At 70.7% G+C, this 16,444-nt stretch carries 12 protein-coding genes; 9 read left to right on the forward strand and 3 right to left on the reverse strand.

What is annotated here, in order from left to right; genetic code table 11:
* Nucleotides 1–19: 19 nt before the first annotated feature.
* Entirely contained in the window at nt 20–826 is an 807-nt protein-coding gene (locus tag LV79_RS33320; protein ID WP_253842314.1) for a DNA/RNA non-specific endonuclease, read from the reverse strand.
* A 488-nt stretch (nt 827–1,314) separates the two neighbouring features.
* Here LV79_RS33320 and LV79_RS33325 point away from each other — a divergent pair, with 488 nt between their 5' ends.
* The 4 genes from LV79_RS33325 to LV79_RS33340 are packed head-to-tail and all read left to right on the forward strand — an operon-like array spanning nt 1,315 to nt 5,249.
* Nucleotides 1,315–3,807 carry a nitrate- and nitrite sensing domain-containing protein gene (locus LV79_RS33325; RefSeq protein WP_253842315.1) on the forward strand — a complete coding sequence of 831 codons (2,493 nt, stop codon included), beginning with the start codon at nt 1,315–1,317 and terminating at the stop codon, nt 3,805–3,807.
* Between the two features lie 26 nt (nt 3,808–3,833).
* Nucleotides 3,834–4,301, forward strand: a complete 468-nt coding sequence (locus LV79_RS33330; RefSeq protein WP_253842384.1) for a roadblock/LC7 domain-containing protein — start codon at nt 3,834–3,836, stop codon at nt 4,299–4,301.
* Nucleotides 4,301–4,672: a DUF742 domain-containing protein gene (locus LV79_RS33335; RefSeq protein ID WP_092774327.1), complete on the forward strand. Its 372-nt coding sequence runs from the start codon at nt 4,301–4,303 to the stop codon at nt 4,670–4,672. The genes LV79_RS33330 and LV79_RS33335 overlap by 1 nt, the downstream gene beginning before the upstream one ends.
* Nucleotides 4,653–5,249, forward strand: coding sequence for a GTP-binding protein (locus LV79_RS33340; protein ID WP_253842316.1), 597 nt, complete (start codon nt 4,653–4,655; stop codon nt 5,247–5,249). The genes LV79_RS33335 and LV79_RS33340 overlap by 20 nt, the downstream gene beginning before the upstream one ends.
* Nucleotides 5,250–5,632: 383 nt before the next feature.
* On the opposite strand, the gene LV79_RS33345 is transcribed toward LV79_RS33340, so the two are convergent.
* Complete coding sequence (locus LV79_RS33345; RefSeq protein WP_253842317.1) at nt 5,633–6,664, reverse strand: hemolysin family protein; 1,032 nt, start codon at nt 6,662–6,664, stop codon at nt 5,633–5,635.
* Complete coding sequence (locus tag LV79_RS33350) at nt 6,661–8,010, reverse strand: hemolysin family protein (protein ID WP_253842318.1); 1,350 nt, start codon at nt 8,008–8,010, stop codon at nt 6,661–6,663. Before LV79_RS33350 ends, LV79_RS33345 begins: the two co-directional genes overlap by 4 nt.
* A gap of 637 nt (nt 8,011–8,647) precedes the next feature.
* Between LV79_RS33350 and LV79_RS33355 the strand changes: the two genes are divergently transcribed.
* The 5 genes from LV79_RS33355 to LV79_RS33375 all read left to right on the forward strand — a co-directional run bounded on the left by LV79_RS33355 (nt 8,648) and on the right by LV79_RS33375 (nt 16,435).
* The gene (locus LV79_RS33355; RefSeq protein ID WP_253842319.1) at nt 8,648–9,748 is read left to right on the forward strand and encodes a tryptophan dimethylallyltransferase family protein; all 1,101 of its coding nucleotides are present in this window, start codon (nt 8,648–8,650) and stop codon (nt 9,746–9,748) included.
* Nucleotides 9,749–9,787: 39 nt separating this feature from the next.
* On the forward strand, nt 9,788–11,158 hold the full coding sequence (locus LV79_RS33360) for a tryptophanase (protein ID WP_253842320.1): 1,371 nt from the start codon (nt 9,788–9,790) through the stop codon (nt 11,156–11,158).
* Between the two features lie 41 nt (nt 11,159–11,199).
* The gene (locus tag LV79_RS33365) at nt 11,200–11,856 is read left to right on the forward strand and encodes a DUF998 domain-containing protein (RefSeq protein WP_253842321.1); all 657 of its coding nucleotides are present in this window, start codon (nt 11,200–11,202) and stop codon (nt 11,854–11,856) included.
* Between the two features lie 495 nt (nt 11,857–12,351).
* Nucleotides 12,352–13,167: a uracil-DNA glycosylase family protein gene (locus LV79_RS33370; protein WP_253842322.1), complete on the forward strand. Its 816-nt coding sequence runs from the start codon at nt 12,352–12,354 to the stop codon at nt 13,165–13,167.
* 160 nt (nt 13,168–13,327) lie between these two features.
* Nucleotides 13,328–16,435 (forward strand): phage tail family protein, encoded by a 3,108-nt coding sequence (locus LV79_RS33375; protein ID WP_253842323.1) that lies wholly within the window; start codon nt 13,328–13,330, stop codon nt 16,433–16,435.
* Nucleotides 16,436–16,444: the final 9 nt, after the last annotated feature.

The following is a 16,444-nucleotide window of genomic DNA, read 5'->3' on the forward strand; positions in this document are numbered from 1 at the left end:
GTGCGGTGGGAAACCCAGGTCAGGACCAGGAAATCTGGTCGGTGGAGGTCAACGGCTCGCGGGCGGCAAGATCCTGGGCGAGCGGCGGCGCTGTGTCGGCGGTGGTCAACACCGGGTCGAACCGCAGTCCGGCCCTCGGTTCGAGCTCGGCGATCGGCACCTGGTAGACCCGGAACTCGGCGAACTCCAGGCTCTCCACCCGGTTCAGGTCCTGCGTCAGCACGAACGCGCTGGCCCGCAGCGCACCGGACTGGACGGAGGCGATCACCTTCCAGAACTCGCGGGGTAGTGCGACACCGCGGTAGGGCCGGTCGTCGGCGCCCAGCACCGGACCGCCGAACACGCTGACCCGCAACCGATCCACCTCGACGTCCGCGTAGAGCGCGTCCTCCAGCCTGCCCCACAGCCCCTGCCGCACGCTCTGGTTGAAGTCGTCCACCTGCGGGGTGATGTTGGTGAACCGGAACGAGTCGCGGTTGGCCCGCTTGGCCTCGGACAGCGACCCCCACAGCAGATCCGCCCGCCGCGCCAGGTGCCCCCGGTCGAGTCGGTTGCCCGCGTACACCTCGTCGCCGACCTGGATCTCCGCGGGCAGCCGGGGGTCCTTGGTGAACGCGATCCCGGTGCGCGGCAACCGGTGCATCGCCGTCCCGTCGATGTTCCACGCCACCCACCTGGCGAACCGCCGCGACGTGCTCAACGCCAACGAGAAGTGCGTGTAGTCCAGCGTGCTCGACCCATCAAGCCGGTACACATCGTCGACCAGGTCCGCGTCGACCTCCGGCACCGGCAGCGCCACGTCGAGGAATTCCGGCTCGTACCCCATGGCATCTCCCGTCCCCACACGCACGGTCGCAGCCGCCCGAGAGTGCCGTTGATCACCCCCCGTTGGCAAGACCACCACCCCCGCCCTACCCCCGGGGATGGTGTCCACATGACCACAGGGGCAACGAGGAGGTGCGTAGTGCTGTTGATCACCCGCCGTGGGTGGGACCGGGCCCCCGTCTGCCCTCGGGGAGGGTGTCCGCATGGCCGTGGGGGCAACGCGCAGTGGTGGGTCGGGGGATTGGTACAGGGTGGAAGCGCTCCCGGTGTGCGGTGTACGGGTGGCCTACCTGCTGTTCACCCTCTTGGTGATCCCAGCGCGCGGACCCGTCACTTCCGCTTGTGGGTGAACCGGTACGCTTCATCCTTGCGTACCGCGTGTGATCGTTGGCGCTGAGTTAGATTGATCTTGAATAGATCGGGTCTGTCACTCGCCGGGGCGATAACCCGCTTGGTGGCGTGAGTGGCAACCGACGAGTGTGGAGAGCTGTGAAGCGGAACAGCGGGTCGCCCGCCAAGTCGACCACGACGATCCGGTCCCGCCTCACCGGCGTCGTGGTGGTGCCCAGCGTCATCCTGTTGGTGATGTGGGCGGTCTTCTCGTCCTACACCGTCTTCGACGGCATCTACCTCAAGGCCGTGACCAGCGGCGTGAAGGACGCCTCGATCCCCGCGGTCGACACCTTCGCCGCGCTGCAGCGCGAGCGCCAGCTGACCATGACCGCGCTGAGCACCGCCAACCCGGACACGCTCGCGCTCAAGACCCAGCAGCAGACCACCGACAAGGTCGTCGGCGAGCTGCGGTTGGCGCTCGACGGCCTCTCCGCCAACGCCCCCGCCGAGGTCAACGCCCGGGTCCAGGCGCTCAACCAGGCGCTGGCCCCGCTGCCGCAGCGGCGCGCGCAGGTCGAGTCCGGCCGGGCCAACCGCGACGAGATCTACACCTACTACAACACCGTGCTCGACGCCGGTACCGCGCTGTTCGACACCCAGGCGCGCATCGTGCCCGACTCGGTCGTCGTGCAGGCCGGTCTGACCGCCACCGACATCTTCCGCGCCGCCGACCGCATGTCGCGCGCCTCCTCGCTCGGCGCCGCCGCGCTCGCCGCGGGCTCGTTCACCGCCGACCAGCACGTCGAGTTCGCCAACCTGGTCGGCTCCTACCGGGCCACCGCCGCCTCCGCGTCCGCCGTCGGCACCGACGAGGTCAAGGCCCACTACCAGCGGCTGACCAGCGCCGAGTCCTGGCTGCGGCTGACCGCGGCGGAGAACGCGCTCATCGGCGCCGCGCCCCGGCTCACCGACACCGGCAACCGCCGCGCCGAACCGCTGGCCATGCCGGTCAACCCGGGGGAGTGGGAGGCGGTCACCCAGAGCGCGTCCGAGGAGCTGATCAAGCTCGCCATCGAGCAGGCCACCGGCGGTGTGGAGCTGGGCCTGCAGCGCGCGGACGACAAGTTCTTCGAGGTGATCATCGGTAGCCTCATCGCGCTGCTCGCCGTGGTCACCGGCATCGTGCTCGCCGTGCGCATCTCGCGCAGGCTGGTCAACAAGGCCCTCGTGACCCGGCTCGACCAGCTCAAGAGCGACTCGCTGCAACTGGCGCACGAGAAGCTGCCCAGCATCGTCGACCGGCTCCGCCAGGGCGACCGGGTCGACGTCGGCGCCGAGGTCCCCCCGCTCGACTACGGCACCGACGAGATCGGCCAGGTGGCCGACGCGTTCAACGCCGCCCAGTACACCGCCATCGCCGCCGCGGTGAAGGAGAGCCAGGCCCGCGAGGGCGTCAACCGCGTCTTCCTCGGCATCGCGCACCGCCACCAGGGCCTGGTCCACCGCCAGCTCAAGATCCTGGACAAGATGGAGCGCGAGGAGGAGAACCCGGAGCACCTCGACTCCCTGTTCCAGCTCGACCACCTCGCCACCCGCGCCCGCCGCAACGCCGAGAACCTGATCATCCTCGCCGGTGAGCAGCCGGGTCGGCAGTGGCGCAAACCGGTGCGGCTGCTCGACATCCTGCGCGCCGCGGTCGCCGAGACCGAGCAGTACGTCCGGGTCCGGGTCCGCCAGGTGCCCGACGTGGCGCTCAACGGCGTCGCCGTCGCCGACACCATCCACCTGGTCGCCGAACTCGTCGACAACGCGGCCTCGTTCTCCCCGCCGCGCTCGCAGGTCGAGGTCTACACCAGCCAGGTCTCCGGCGGTGTCGTCGTCGAGATCGAGGACCACGGCCTCGGCATGACCGCCGAGGACCGCGAGCAGCACAACCAGATGCTGGCGCACCCGCCGGAGTTCGACGCGATGGCGCTGCGCGGCGAGTCCCGCCTCGGCCTGTTCGTGGTCGCCCGGCTGGCCGCGCGCCGCGCGATCCGGGTCGAGCTGCGCGAGTCGCCCTACGGCGGCACCGTGGCCCTGGTGTTCATCCCCGCCGACATCGTCGCCGAGACCCCGGACTTCGTGCCGGAGTCCGACGCGCCGAGCCCCCGCCCGCGCAAGGCGCTCGACCGGGCCGCCACCGGCGCCGTGGTCGACAGCGACACCGTCGTGGAGCTGGTGGAGCCGCGCGGGGGCATCGACAAGTTCTGGTCCGACGCCGTGGGGGACGACCCCGCCAGGGCGGGGGCCGAGGCGGCGCACGCGGATCTGTGGCCGCTGACCGACGAGGAGGCCCCGGACCACCACCCGGGCGCCGGTGCCGGGAACGGGGTGGGGGACTCGCACACGGACAACGGGCACCGCGACGGTGCCAGGGCCGCGGACGGCGCACCAGCCGTGCGCGGTGAGCGCCCGACGCTGCCGCGCAGGCAGCGCCAGCAGAACCTCGCGCCGCAGCTGCGCGACGAACCGCTGCTGCCGGACTGGGAGAGCGAGCCCGACCCGCCGGAGCAGGGCGAGCAGACCGCGGCCAGGGTGCGCGACACGATGGCCGCCTTCCAGCGCGGCACGAAGCAGGCGCGCAGGACCGATGGAGCACAGCAGTGAACCCCCCGGGTGCGGCGGCGGGGTTGATGGCGGGGACGACGGGGAAGGAACAGCCCAAGGTGAACGACAAGATCGGCCAGGACCACCAGCTGAACTGGCTTTTGGACGACCTGGTCCGCCGGGTCGTGGGGATCCGCCACTCGGTCGTGCTCTCCGCGGACGGACTGCTGCTCGGCCGCTCGGCCGAGCTGTCCAAGGACGACTCCGAGCACCTGTCGGCGATGGCCTCGGCGTTCCAGAGCCTGGCCAGGGGCACCGGCCGCCAGTTCGGCGGCGGCCAGGTCCGCCAGACGATCGTCGAGATGGACCACGCGTTCCTGTTCGTCACCGCGGCGGGCCGCGGTGCCTGCCTCGCCGTGCTCGGAGAGGAGGACGCGGACGTCGGGATGATCGCCTACGAGATGAACATGCTGGTCAAGCGGGTCGGCGCGCACCTGGCCTCGGCTCCGCGCGGCGGCGCGCCGGTCACGGTCCCCGGCCGTCGGCCCTCGTGATGTCCGGCGAGGCGGACTGGTGGTTCGACGAGGCGGCCGGACCCCTGGTCCGCCCGTACGCGATGACCAGGGGGCGCACCCGGCCGAACGCGCCCAACCTGAACCTCGTCACCCAGGTCCGGGTAGCCCGCCAGCCGTCGGACCCCTCGACCCTGTCCCCGGAGCACCTGCAGATCATCGAGCTCTGCACGGTCCCGCTCTCGGTGGCCGAGGTCGCCGCCTACCTCAACGTCCCGCTCGTGGTGGTCAAGGTCCTCATCAGCGACCTGATCGAACGCGGCGACGTGCAGGCAGGCGCGTTGTTCCAGACCACCGAGATCAACGACACGAAGTTGCTCCAAGCGGTACTCGATGGCATTCGGAGGATCTGAACAGGTGAGCGACGCCCCGGTGGTCCCCACCTCCATCAAGATCGTCGTAGCTGGCGGCTTCGGCGTCGGCAAGACGACCATGGTCAACTCGGTCAGCGAGATCCCGCCGCTGCGCACCGAGGAAGTCCTGACCGAGGCCAGCGTCGGCGTCGACGACATGCGCGGCATCGAGGGCAAGGAGACCACCACGGTCGCCCTGGACTTCGGCCGCATCACCATCAACCCGCAGGTCGTGCTGTACCTGTTCGGCACCCCGGGCCAGAACCGCTTCTGGTTCATGTGGGACGAACTGGCCCACGGCGCCCTCGGCGCCATCGTCCTGGTCGACACCCGCAGGCTCGACTCCAGCTTCCCCTCGATCGACTTCTTCGAACGCCGCGACATCCCGTTCATCATCGCGGTCAACGGCTTCGAGGGCTCCTGGGAGCACACCGCCGACGAGGTCCGCCAAGCCCTCGACATCGCCCCCACCGTCCCCATCATCAACTGCGACGCCCGCCTCAAGGACTCCAGCAAGGACGTCCTCGTCGAACTCGTCCAGTACACGATGGACCTGCTCAGCAAAACCCCGGTCTGACCTGCCCTTCTCCGGTTTCCCCACCCCGCCGATTTCCGTCTTCCGGGTGACAGGAGTTATCCACATGTGGATCTCCAGCGGGGTGCTTTCAAGATCCACTGTCGGTGGGCCCCAGTAGACTGGCCCTGGGGCCGCCCCCCGGGGAGGGTGGGGGCAGGGGCAGGCTCGGGTGGGGCGGGCGGGGCTGTCAAGGGGGTTTGCTCGAAGGTGTGACGGCGGGGGCGCGGAGACCACGCGATCGCGAGAGCCGCCGGAACTTGGTGAGTCCACTGTGGACGAAAGCGACGGGTCGGTCGGTTCGTGCCTCGACCGGGGCTTGGGACGTGGCGCGGCCCGAGGGTGGGGAACCACGCTCGGGCCGCGATCCGGGGCTGGATCCGGTGCTAGGAGTCCGTCTCGTCGTCGAACTCGCCGAGGATCTCCTCGAGGAGGTCTTCCAGGGCGGCGAGGCCGACGATCTGGTCGTCGGTCGACACCAGTGCCAACTGGGCGCGCTCGGCGCGCATCCGGGCGACCGCGTCCGCGGCTGTCGAGTCGGCGGGGAGCACCAGCGGTTCGGTCATGAGGTCGCTGGCCAGCACGGCGGTCCCGGCCAGGGTCGCGCGCACGGCGTCGCGCACGTGCACCAGGCCAACAGGTTCCCCGGCGTCGTCCAGCACGATCAGCCGGGAGCGGCCGCTGGTCCGGCACACGTCCTCGATCTCGGCCACCGTCGCCGACGACGGCGTTGCGACCATCGCCGAGCGGGGAGCCATGACCTGGCCGACGGTGGTTCGTTGCACCTGCAGCACGCCGGACAGGATCTGGTGCTGCTGCTCGGGCAACAGGCCGTGCTCGCGCGACTCCCGCAGCAACATCCGAAGATCGTCCGGGCCGTGTGCCTGGGCCACGGTGTCTTGCGGCTCGACCTTCACCGCGCGCAACGTGGCGTTGGCCAGGCCGTTGAGCATGGTCAGCACCGGGCGGGTGACCCGGGTGAACGCGCGGAACGGCAGCGCCAGCCACTGCGCCGAGCGCTCCGGGTGCGAGATCGCCCAGGACTTCGGGGCCATCTCGCCGACCACCATGTGCAGGAAGACGACGATCACCACGGCCAGCACGAACGCGATCGGGTAGCTCCACGACGGCGACAGCCCGAGGGTGCTGAACAGCGGGTCGAGCAGGTGCGCGACGGCGGGCTTGGCCAACGCGCCCAGACCCAGCGTGCACAGGGTGATCCCCAGCTGCGCGCCCGCCAGCATCACCGACAGCTCACGGGTCCCCGCGACCGCGGCCCGCGCGGCGCGGCTGCCCTCGGCCGCCGCTTCCTCCAACCGGTGCCGCTTGCTCGCCACGAGTGCGAACTCGGCGGCCACGAAGAACGCGTTCGCCACCAGCAGCACGAACGACACCAGCAACGCCGGTCCGGTGCTCACGCGGGTACCTCCGCGTCCGAGCGGACCGACACCAGCACCGTGCGCGGCACGTGCCGGTGCACCTCGGTGACCGCGACGACCGCCTTGTGCGGACCGTCGTCGAGGTCCGAGTCTGCGATGCCGACCTCCACCTCCACGTGGTCACCGGGGCGCGGCACCCGACCGAGGCGCTGCATGACCAGCCCGCTGACGGTGTCGTAGCCCGCGCTCTCGGGCAGTTCGATCCCGGTCACCTCGGCGACCTCGTCGACCCGCCACCGCGCGGGCACCGACCACGAGCCGTCCGCGTGCGCGACCGCCTGGACCTCCATGTGGTCGTCCTCGTCCAGGATCTCGCCGACGACCTCCTCGGCGACGTCCTCGAAGGACACCACGCCTGCGAACCCGCCGAACTCGTCGACCACGCAGGCCAGTTGGCGGTGCTCGGCGCGCAGCCGCTCCAGCACCTCGGGCAGCGGCAGGCTGTCGGGCAGGTACAGCGGCGCCACGGCGATGTCGCGCACCGGGGTGCTCGCGCGCGCGTCCGGGGACACGGTCAGCACCTCCGCGATGCCGACCACGCCGATCACGTCGTCGATGTCGGCGCCCACCACCGGGAACCGGGACCGGCCGGTGTCGAGCAGCTCGACCACCCGCACCGCCGGGTCGTCGGCGCGCAGCAGGTGCACGTCGACCCGCGGCGTCATGACCTGGCCCGCGGTGAGGGTGCGGAAGTCGAGTCCGCCCTCCAGCAGCCGCGAGGTGCCCGCGTCGAGGTGACCGCCCTGGCGCGACTCGTCGATGATGCCGCGCAGGTCCTCCGCCGTCGCGCCCTGCGGCAGCTCCTCGATCGGCTCGATGCCGACCGCGCGCAGCAGCTTGGTCGAGGCGGTGTCGAACATCCGGATCAGCGGCCCGGCGATCGCCAGGTACACCAGCGTGGACCGGCTCAGCGATTTGGCCAGCGCCTCGGGCTTGGCGATCGCCAGGTTCTTGGGGGCGAGCTCGCCGAAGACCATCTGCACCACGGTGGAGAACAGCAGCGCGACCACGATGGACAGCGCGGTGCTCACCCCGCTGGGCAACCCGGCGAGGCCGAGCAGCGCGGCGGTGCCGTCGCCGAGGAACGGCTCTGACACGTAGCCGACCAGCAGCGCGGTGACGGTGATGCCGAACTGGGCGCCGGAGAGCATGAACGAGAGCCGCTGGGTCACCCGGTACGCGCGCTCGGCGGCCTTGTCGCCGTCCTCGGCGAGCTGGCGCAACCGGTTGCGGTCGACCGCGACGTAGGCGAACTCCTGGGCGACGAAGTACCCGGTCGCCGCGGTGAGCAGCAGGACCGAGACCACACCTATGAGGATCAGCACCGGCTCTCCGGGGCGGCCACGCCGGGGCGGCGGGAGGGGCGGATCAGTGGCCGGGCGCTACCCGGCCCGCGACTGCAGCCGTCGGTGGAACACATGCGAACAACGCTAACACGATGTCCGATTCACCGTTGTGCCGACGAGGTAGGGGCTGTCCATCATGGACTCTTCGACGAGTTGGCCGGGGTGCCGCTGTCAAGCAGACTCCCCGATCGGACCATCGGATGTCTCACGTGACGCACATCGCTTTCCCGTGCTCCGCCCACGCAGCGTCACGGGTGCGCGCACGTGCGTCCGCACGGGCGCGCAGTCGTCCAGACCGCGCCGGAGCCCGCGTCGCGGCTGTAAGCACTGCTCAGTCGATCTCGGACGGGGTACGGCCGAATTGGTAAGTTTTTCACGAAGTGAATTGCTTCACATGAAATCGGTCGCTTTTTCGCGACCCTCCGTGCCTGTGGCATTGTCACTAGCACGGCGTCCACAATCCGGCAACGGCGGTTTTCGGCAGCTCTTCTCATTTACCCTCTGTAAGAGCGCGTTCGGAGTGGATCACCGCGTTGGCGGTACTGGCTTGTTCGTATTCACCCGTACGTTGCCTGGTGTCGTCGGTGTGGGTGAATGGCTGGGTAGGGGTCTGCACGTGAGGATCACGCGGTCGGGGGCGGTCACGCTCAACGAACACACCGGGGCCCAGGTGCGACGGTTGTGCGCCGTGCTCGGTCTGGCCGAACAGGCCGACGAGGTCGGTGCCGTGCTCGCCGACATCATCGGCCCCGCGGGTACCAGGGCGCTCGACGAGCCGCCGCTGTGGCGCTCCGATGTGGCCGATGACCACACGCCCGTCGAGTACTCCGTGGCGTTCGAAGAGGACGGTACGCACACGCTGCGGCTGCTGGTGGAGTCGGTGGCGCGCAAGCCGGGGCCGACGGCCAACCTCGCCGCCGCGCTGTCCTGCTTAGACCGTCTGGCGCAGCGCTACCCGTTGGCGCTGGACCGCTTCGACGCCGTGCGCGGGCTGTTCCTGCCCGATGAGCCGCGCGGGGTGTTCTCGCTGTGGTTCTCCATCGTCGTCACCAGGTCCAGGGTCGCGGTGAAGATCTACCTCAACCCGGAGGTGCACGGCCAGGCCGCCGCGCCTGGGCTGGTCGCCGCCGGGCTCGACCGGCTCGGCCTCACCGCCGCGTGGCCCGACCTGAGCTCGCACGCGCCGCGCCCGACGTCCACATTGGACCGGTTCTCGTTCTTCGCCATCGACCTCGACGACACGCCGCGCTCGCGGGTCAAGGTGTACCAGAGCCACTTCCGCGCAGGCCTGCGCGAGCTGACCCACCTCGGGGCCGCCTGCCCGCTCACCGATGCCGACGTGCTCGCCGACTTCGACGCGACCATCGGCGGCCGCGAGAGCTACGACGGCAGGCCGCTGGTGACCAGCTACATCTACCTGGCCGGGCAGCGCGAACCGAGCGGGTTCTCGGTCTACCTGCCGGTTCGCGACTACGTGCCCGACGACGCCGTGGCGCTGGCGCGGACCAAGACGCTGCTCTCCGCGCACGGCTTCGACGCCGCCGTGCTCGACCGGGCCATCGCCGCGGTCACCGACCGTCCACTTGAGTCCGGGGTCGGGCTGATCGCGCACGTCTCGCTGCGCATGGGCCGCCCGCGCCCCGGTGTCACCGTCTACCTCTCCGCGGAGGCCTATGCCGTCGCCGCCCCCGGCGGGGTCGCGGCGGGCGCGGCATAAACCAGGGAAAACCTCAAGGAAAAAGGACGTAAACTGCCGATGCCGCTCATGGAGCCGTACCGCGTCAAGGTCGTCGAGCCCATTCCCATCCTCACCAGGGCCGACCGCGAGGCGGCGATGGCCAGGGCCGGTTACAACCCGTTCAACCTGCGCGCCGACGAAATCACGATCGACCTGCTCAGCGATTCCGGGACCGGCGCGCTCTCGGCCGCGCAACAGGCGGCTGGCGCGATCGGCGACGAGACCTACGCGGGTTCGGCGTCGTGGTTCCGCTTCCGCGAGGTCGTCGACGAGCTCACCGGGTACCCGCACATCTTCCCGGTCCACCAAGGGCGCGCGGCCGAGCGGATCCTGTTCAACGCGCTGCTCGAGCCGGGCCAGTTGTGCGTGAGCAACACCCACTTCGACACCACCCGGGCCAACGTCCTGCTCGCGGGCGGCAAGCCGGTCGACCTGCCGTGCGCGGCCGCCGCCGACCTCGACAGCGACCACCCGTTCAAGGGCGACATCGACCTCGACGCGCTGCGGGCCGCGCTGGAGGGTCCCGAGTCGGTCGGCGTGGTCGTCATGACGATCACCAACAACGGCGGCGGCGGACAGCCGGTGTCCATGGCCAACCTGACCGCGGTGCGCGACCTGTGCCGCGAGCACGGGGTGCCGTTCTTCCTCGACGCCGCCCGCTTCGCCGAGAACGCGTGGCTGGTCGTGCAGCGGGAGCCGGGCTGGTCGGACAAGACCCCGGCCGAGGTCGCCAGGGCCGCGTTCGAGCTCGCCGACGGTGCCGTGGCGTCGCTGAAGAAGGACGCCATCGCCCACATCGGCGGGTTCCTCGCGCTGCGCGACCCTGAGCTGGCCGCCCAGTGCGAGCTGGTGCTCATCGCCACCGAGGGGTTCCGCACCTACGGCGGCCTGGCCGGGCGCGACCTGGAGATGCTGGCGCAGGGCCTGCGCGAGGTCGTCGACCCCCGCTACCTCGCCGCGCGCGCCGCCGCGACCCGCTACCTCGGTGACCTCATCAAGGCCGCGGGCGTGTCCATCGTCGAACCGGCGGGCATCCACGCCCTCTACCTCAACGCGGGGCGGCTGCTGACCCACCTGCCGCCCGCCCAGTACCCCGGGCACGCGCTGGCCACCGAGCTCTACCTCGCGGGCGGCATCCGGTGCGCCGAGCTGGGCACGCTGTACCTGGGGGAGGAGGACGAGAACGGGGTGCTGCTCAAGGCCGCGCCGTACGAACTCGTCCGGCTCGCCATCCCGCGCCGGGTCTACACGCAGAGCCACCTGGAGTACGTGGCCGAGGTGGTGGGGGAGATCGCCAAGAACCCCGAGCGGGTCCCCGGGTACCGGATGGTGTCCGCGCCGAAGCTGCTGCGCCACTTCAACTGCCGGGTCGAGCCGATCCGGGCATAGTTCTCAGTTCGCCCACAGGGTCCGTCCCTACCCTGGTCCGCATGGCTGTGGTCACGCGGACGGGACGGACCGGACTCCTGTGGGCGCTCGGGGGGCTGCTCGGTGGTGTCGCGGCGCTGCTGGCGCTGCACGTGCTGCCGCCGACCAATGAGATCAGCCCGGTCCGGCGCACCATCAGCGAGTACGCCCTCAGCGACAACAAGTGGCTCTTCGACGCCGCGATCGTGCTGATCGCCGCCTCCTCCGCCGTGGGCTTCGTGGAACTGTGGCGCCGCCGCGCGCACGTGCCCACCGCCGTCCTCGGCGCCATCTGGACACTCAGCTTGCTCACCGTCGTCCTGTTCACCAAGAACGACTGGTCGGTAGGCCCCAGCACCGGCGGCATGATCCACCGCTACGCCAGCGTCGCCGCGTTCCTGTCGCTCCCCTCGGCCGTCCTCCTCGCCGCGGGCCGCGCCTTCCCAGCCCACCCCGCCTGGCGCTGGGCCACCCGCACCTGCGGCGCCCTCTCCCTGCTCTGGTTCAGCACCATCGTCATCGGCGCCCTCAACATGCTCACCGGCGGCCAACCCTGGTGGCGCTTCGTCCCCCTCGGCCTCGTCGAACGCCTCATCGCAGGCTCCGCCGTAGCAGGCCTCGCCCTCCTCATCCTCGGCCTCCTCCACCTGGACCGCCGCCCCCTCCCCACCTCTCCCTAACCCCACCCAGACCTCCGCCATCCCCCCATCCCGAGTTATCCCCAACCCCCCACCTCATCCCCACCCACCACCTCATCCATTCCCCACCCGCCACCCCACCCGGCAGGCTGTATATCGGGGGCACTTCATCCGGTTCGATCATGAACCGCTCACCTGGCCTCCCCGACGCGCGTCCCGGTTGGCCACAGCTCCGCGCCACCACCCCGGTCTCTCCACAGCCGCCCCCGCCCCACGTCGATTCGACCTTGAACCCACCGCCGGACCCAGATCACCCCCCATCCGGCCCCAGTTGTCCCCAACCCCCCGACCTGCCCACAGCCGCCACCTCACCCATTCCCCGCCCGCCGCACCCCCTGGCAGGCTGTATATCGGGGGCTGCTCAGCGCGGTTCGATCATGGTCTCGCCGCGTCGGACCGGTGGGTTGCGCCATCCCGACCAGCGGCAGGTCGTGCGGGTGGTGTCACGTCTGACGTCCGACCGGCGATACGGTCTTCGTGATCGAAGTCTGTACCGATGAAGCCTGGTCACCGCCGGTGGTCGGGGTGTACCCGTTCGGCCGACCGGCGGTGCGGCGCGGGCCTCGGCTGCCGCGGACCGATCGCGCCCAGGCGTTCCTGCTCGGCGTCTACCCCGGCGCGCTGCGGGTCCGGTGGCACCGGCCCGGGGGCGGGCGGGTCGCCGCGCTCGCCGTCGACGACGAGCCCGACGCCTGCCCGACCGGCACCGACCTGGCCGACCGGGTCGCGACGTGGCGCGGTGCCGTCGGGTGGCGCGCCGAGTGGGGCACCGTGGAGGTCACCGACCCGCCCGACGCCGCGCGCTTGGTCGTCACCGAGGTCCTCGACCCGCTCGGCGTCGACCCCCATGCCGTCTACGCCACCCACTGCGTCCCCACCTACTTCGTCAAGTCCGGCGACCGCCAGGCCAACGCCATCGCCGAGTACGACCGCTTCGCCGCGACCACCGGCCTGCCCCGCGCCGCCCTGCACCGCCGCCCCGACCGCCGCGAACTCGTCCACCGCGCCCTGCGCCAAGAGGGCCGCGAACTCCTGCGCCAACTCAAGGACGCCGACGCCCCCCTGGTGATCACCCTCGGCCGCGAGGCCGCCGACGTCTTCGCTGGCCTGGCGGGCACCGACCGCGTCCCCTTCCGGCAGACCGGCACATACGGCACCTCCCACCCCATCCCCCTCGGCGCCCGCGAACTCCGCTGGATCCCCCTCATCCACCCCGCCACCCGCCGCGGCGTCGGCTGGCGCAACACCCACACCCGCTGGGCACTCGAACACAGCCGCGGCGGCCGACCGTAAGTGCCACAAGGGGTCCATGCCTGCCCGTGCGGGAAGCGGTGATCGTCCGACCACCCGGCCTCGCGCCCTGTCCTTGATCCACCCGAGTCCCCCAGACTGAAGCCGGTGCCGCTCCAGTTCGGGGGGACGCGTGAAAACACCTGCCGAGGGTGCGCAGGCGGTGGAACGGGCGGATGTCAAGCCCAAAGCCCCTGGCGCGAGCCCGATCCGGTTGGGCAGGGCCGTCAACCCCGCTGCGGTGCAACGGTTGCAGCGGGCCGCTGGGAACCGCGCCGCGACCCGGCTGCTGGCGCAAAACCTCCCCGTGCAACGCAACGCGGACCGCGCCGGTGCGGAATCCGACGCCAAGTTCGCCGCCGTCACCGCCGAGGTCGAGACCAAGCAGGGTGTGGCGAAAGCCCATCCGGCACCGGGTACCGAGGCGGCCGCTGCCGCTGCCGCCGCGACACCGCCGCAGGACGACAAGCAGGCGCAGGGGAAGACGGCCAACGCGGAGAGGATGAACGCCGCGAAGCCAGGGGAGTTCGACAAGGCGGCGTTCGTGCGCGCGGTCAACGAGGCCATCGCCGCGCAGGCACCCAAGAACCTCGACGAGGCCGACAAGTTCGGCGACTCCGGCAAGGCCGACGCCGTCAAGGGGCAGGTCCAAGGACAGGTCACCCAGGGCAAGCAGCAGTCGGCCGAGCAGATCGAGACGACCACCAAGGCGCCACCGGACACCGGTGCGGCCGTAGACAAACCCGTCACCCCGCTCGCCCCCGGCCGGCCGCCGCCCACTCCGGCACCCCCCAACGCGGCGAACACCGTACCCGACAAGGCGCCCGTCGCGGCCACCGACTTCTCCGCCGGTCCCGCCCAGGTCGACCAGCAGATGGCGCAGGCGGAGGTCACCGAGGACCAACTCGTCAGGTCCAACGAGCCCGAGTTCACCGGTGCGTTGCGGGAGAAGAAGTCCGCGGAGGCGCACGCCGTGACAGCACCCGGTCAGGTGCGTTCGGCGGAGGCGCAAACGTTGGCGGGCAACAAATCCGACGCCGCCCAGGCCGGAACGTCAGCGATGGCGGCGTTCGCCGGAGACCGGGCCAAGGCCGGTGCCGAGGTCTCGGCGGGCAAGCAGGGCGCCAAGAGCAAAGACGAGGTCCAGCGCGCACAGGTCACCGCGACCCTGCAGAAGGTCTTCGACGCCGCGAAGTCCGATGTGGAGACCATTTTGTCCGAATTGGACAAGAAGGTCGATGACCGGTTCACCGCAGGGGAGCAGGCGGTCCGCGACGCGTTCACCGCCGAGCACAAGCGCAAGATGGACGAGTACAAAGACAAGCGGTACTCCGGGTTGTTCGGCCCGGCCAAGTGGATCAAGGACAAGCTCGCCGGGATGCCCGAGGAGGCGAACCGGATCTTCGACGCGGCCAGGCAGACCTACGTCAACGGCATGCGGCGTGTCATCTCCGACGTCGCCGACCTGATCGGTGGCGAGCTCAACCGCGCCAAGGCCCGTATCGCGGCGGGCCGGGCCGAACTGCGCACCGCCGTCGACTCGCTCGCGCCGCACCTGCGCTCGATCGGCAAGGGGGCGGCCGACGAGTTCGCCGGGAAGTTCGACGAGCTCACCGAGTCGGTCGACGCCAAGGGCAACGACCTCGTGCACACGCTGGCGTCGAAGTACAACGACGCGCTCAAGTCCGTCGACGAGGAGATCGCGGCCGAGAAGGAGAAGAACAAGGGGCTGGTCGCCAAGGCCGTTGCCGCGGTCAAGGGCGTCATCGACACCATCCTCAAGCTCAAGGACCTGCTGCTCGGCATCCTCGCCAAGGCCGCCGCGGTGATCGCGGCCATCCTGCGCGACCCGATCGGCTTCCTGGGCAACCTGTTCAGCGCGGTCGGTGCCGGGCTGCGCGTGTTCCTCGGCAACATCGGCGACCACCTCAAGCGCGGCCTGGTCGGCTGGCTCCTCGGCGCCATGCCCGCCGCCGGTGTGCCGCTGCCCGCCAGGTTCGACACCCCGGGCATCGTCACCATGATCGCGACGGTGCTCGGGCTGACCTGGGACACCATCCGCGCCCGGGTGGTGCGCCGCGGCGTGCCGGAGCGGGCGATGGGCGCGGTCGAGTCGGCGGTCCCCGAGGCGGCCCGGCTCAAGTCCGACGGCGTCGGCCCGACCCTGGGGACCGCGCTCGGGGACGTCAAGGGGCACCTGTTCGGCAAGGTCGCCGAGTACCTGGTGCCGACCGTGCTGGTCGCGGGCATCACGCTGATCGTCAGCATGCTCAACCCGGCGTCGGCGTTCATCCGGGCCATCAAGATGATCATCGACTTCGTCCGGTTCCTGGTCGAGAACGCCGCCCAGATCATGGCCTTCGTCAACTCCGTCCTCGACGCCGTCATCGCCATCGCGGGCGGCAGCGGCGGCGGCGTCCCCACCCTCATCGAGAACACCCTCGCCGCGGGCATCCCGCTGCTCATCGGCGCCCTGGCCGCCCTCCTCAACCTCGGCAGTGTCACCGCCAAGGTCAAGTCCGTCATCCAGTCCCTCAGCAAACCCGTCATCAAGGCCGTCGACCGCGTCATCGACAAACTCGTCACCGTCGGCCGCTCGATCCTGGCCAAGCTCAAGCGCTCCGCGCCGCCCAGGTCCAAGTCCCCCGCATCCCAGCACCGCGACCCCGCGCGCAAGGACGCCCCCGCACGTAGGGACAGCCGCGCACCCAAGGACACCCCTGCGCGCAAGGAGACCCCAGCGTCCAGGCAACGCGACCTCGCCGCCGCCATGCGCGCCGCCGTCATCGCCATCCGCAACGGCACCAGCCGCGAGGACGTCGTCTCCCACTTCCCCGCCATCCGCCTGCGCCACCGCCTGGCCACACTCCGCCTGCACACCGACCGCCGCGAAACCCACCGCGACTACGTCCACGCCGAAGGCACCCTCCAACGCGCCACCACCACCCCGCACCCCATACCCGTCCCGCCGTCCCCCAGCCCCTGCGACACCGGCATCGCCCTCGCCGCCAAAGCCCACGCGTCCTGGTGGAAGAACATCCTCTCCAAGGCGAAGCTCGGCGACGGCACGCAGCTGTGGAACTCCGATGTCCTCGCCGGGACCGAGGCGGCCGCCGTGGGAATCGCCGCTCAAGCCGATCCCGTCCCATTTCGGGCGACCCACCCGAGATCGCCGTTCGACAAAGCGGCCGCGATCCGGTTCTTCTTCCGCCATCCTCCGTCGAGCGCAAGACATTCCTGGACGCGCTGGGCGGGGATGCAGGCGCGCTGAAGAACATGA

It is taken from the genome of Actinokineospora globicatena, assembly GCF_024171945.1.
Classification (GTDB): domain Bacteria; phylum Actinomycetota; class Actinomycetes; order Mycobacteriales; family Pseudonocardiaceae; genus Actinokineospora; species Actinokineospora globicatena.

What these genes read in the sequence shown, in the direction of transcription:
- LV79_RS33320 (WP_253842314.1), bottom strand. Translation starts at nt 826, where the DNA reads ATGGGGTACGAGCCGGAATTCCTCGACGTGGCGCTGCCGGTGCCGGAG.
- LV79_RS33330 (WP_253842384.1), top strand. Translation starts at nt 3,834, where the DNA reads ATGGCGGGGACGACGGGGAAGGAACAGCCCAAGGTGAACGACAAGATC.
- LV79_RS33335 (WP_092774327.1), top strand. Translation starts at nt 4,301, where the DNA reads ATGTCCGGCGAGGCGGACTGGTGGTTCGACGAGGCGGCCGGACCCCTG.
- LV79_RS33340 (WP_253842316.1), top strand. Translation starts at nt 4,653, where the DNA reads ATGGCATTCGGAGGATCTGAACAGGTGAGCGACGCCCCGGTGGTCCCC.
- LV79_RS33360 (WP_253842320.1), top strand. Translation starts at nt 9,788, where the DNA reads ATGCCGCTCATGGAGCCGTACCGCGTCAAGGTCGTCGAGCCCATTCCC.
- LV79_RS33365 (WP_253842321.1), top strand. Translation starts at nt 11,200, where the DNA reads ATGGCTGTGGTCACGCGGACGGGACGGACCGGACTCCTGTGGGCGCTC.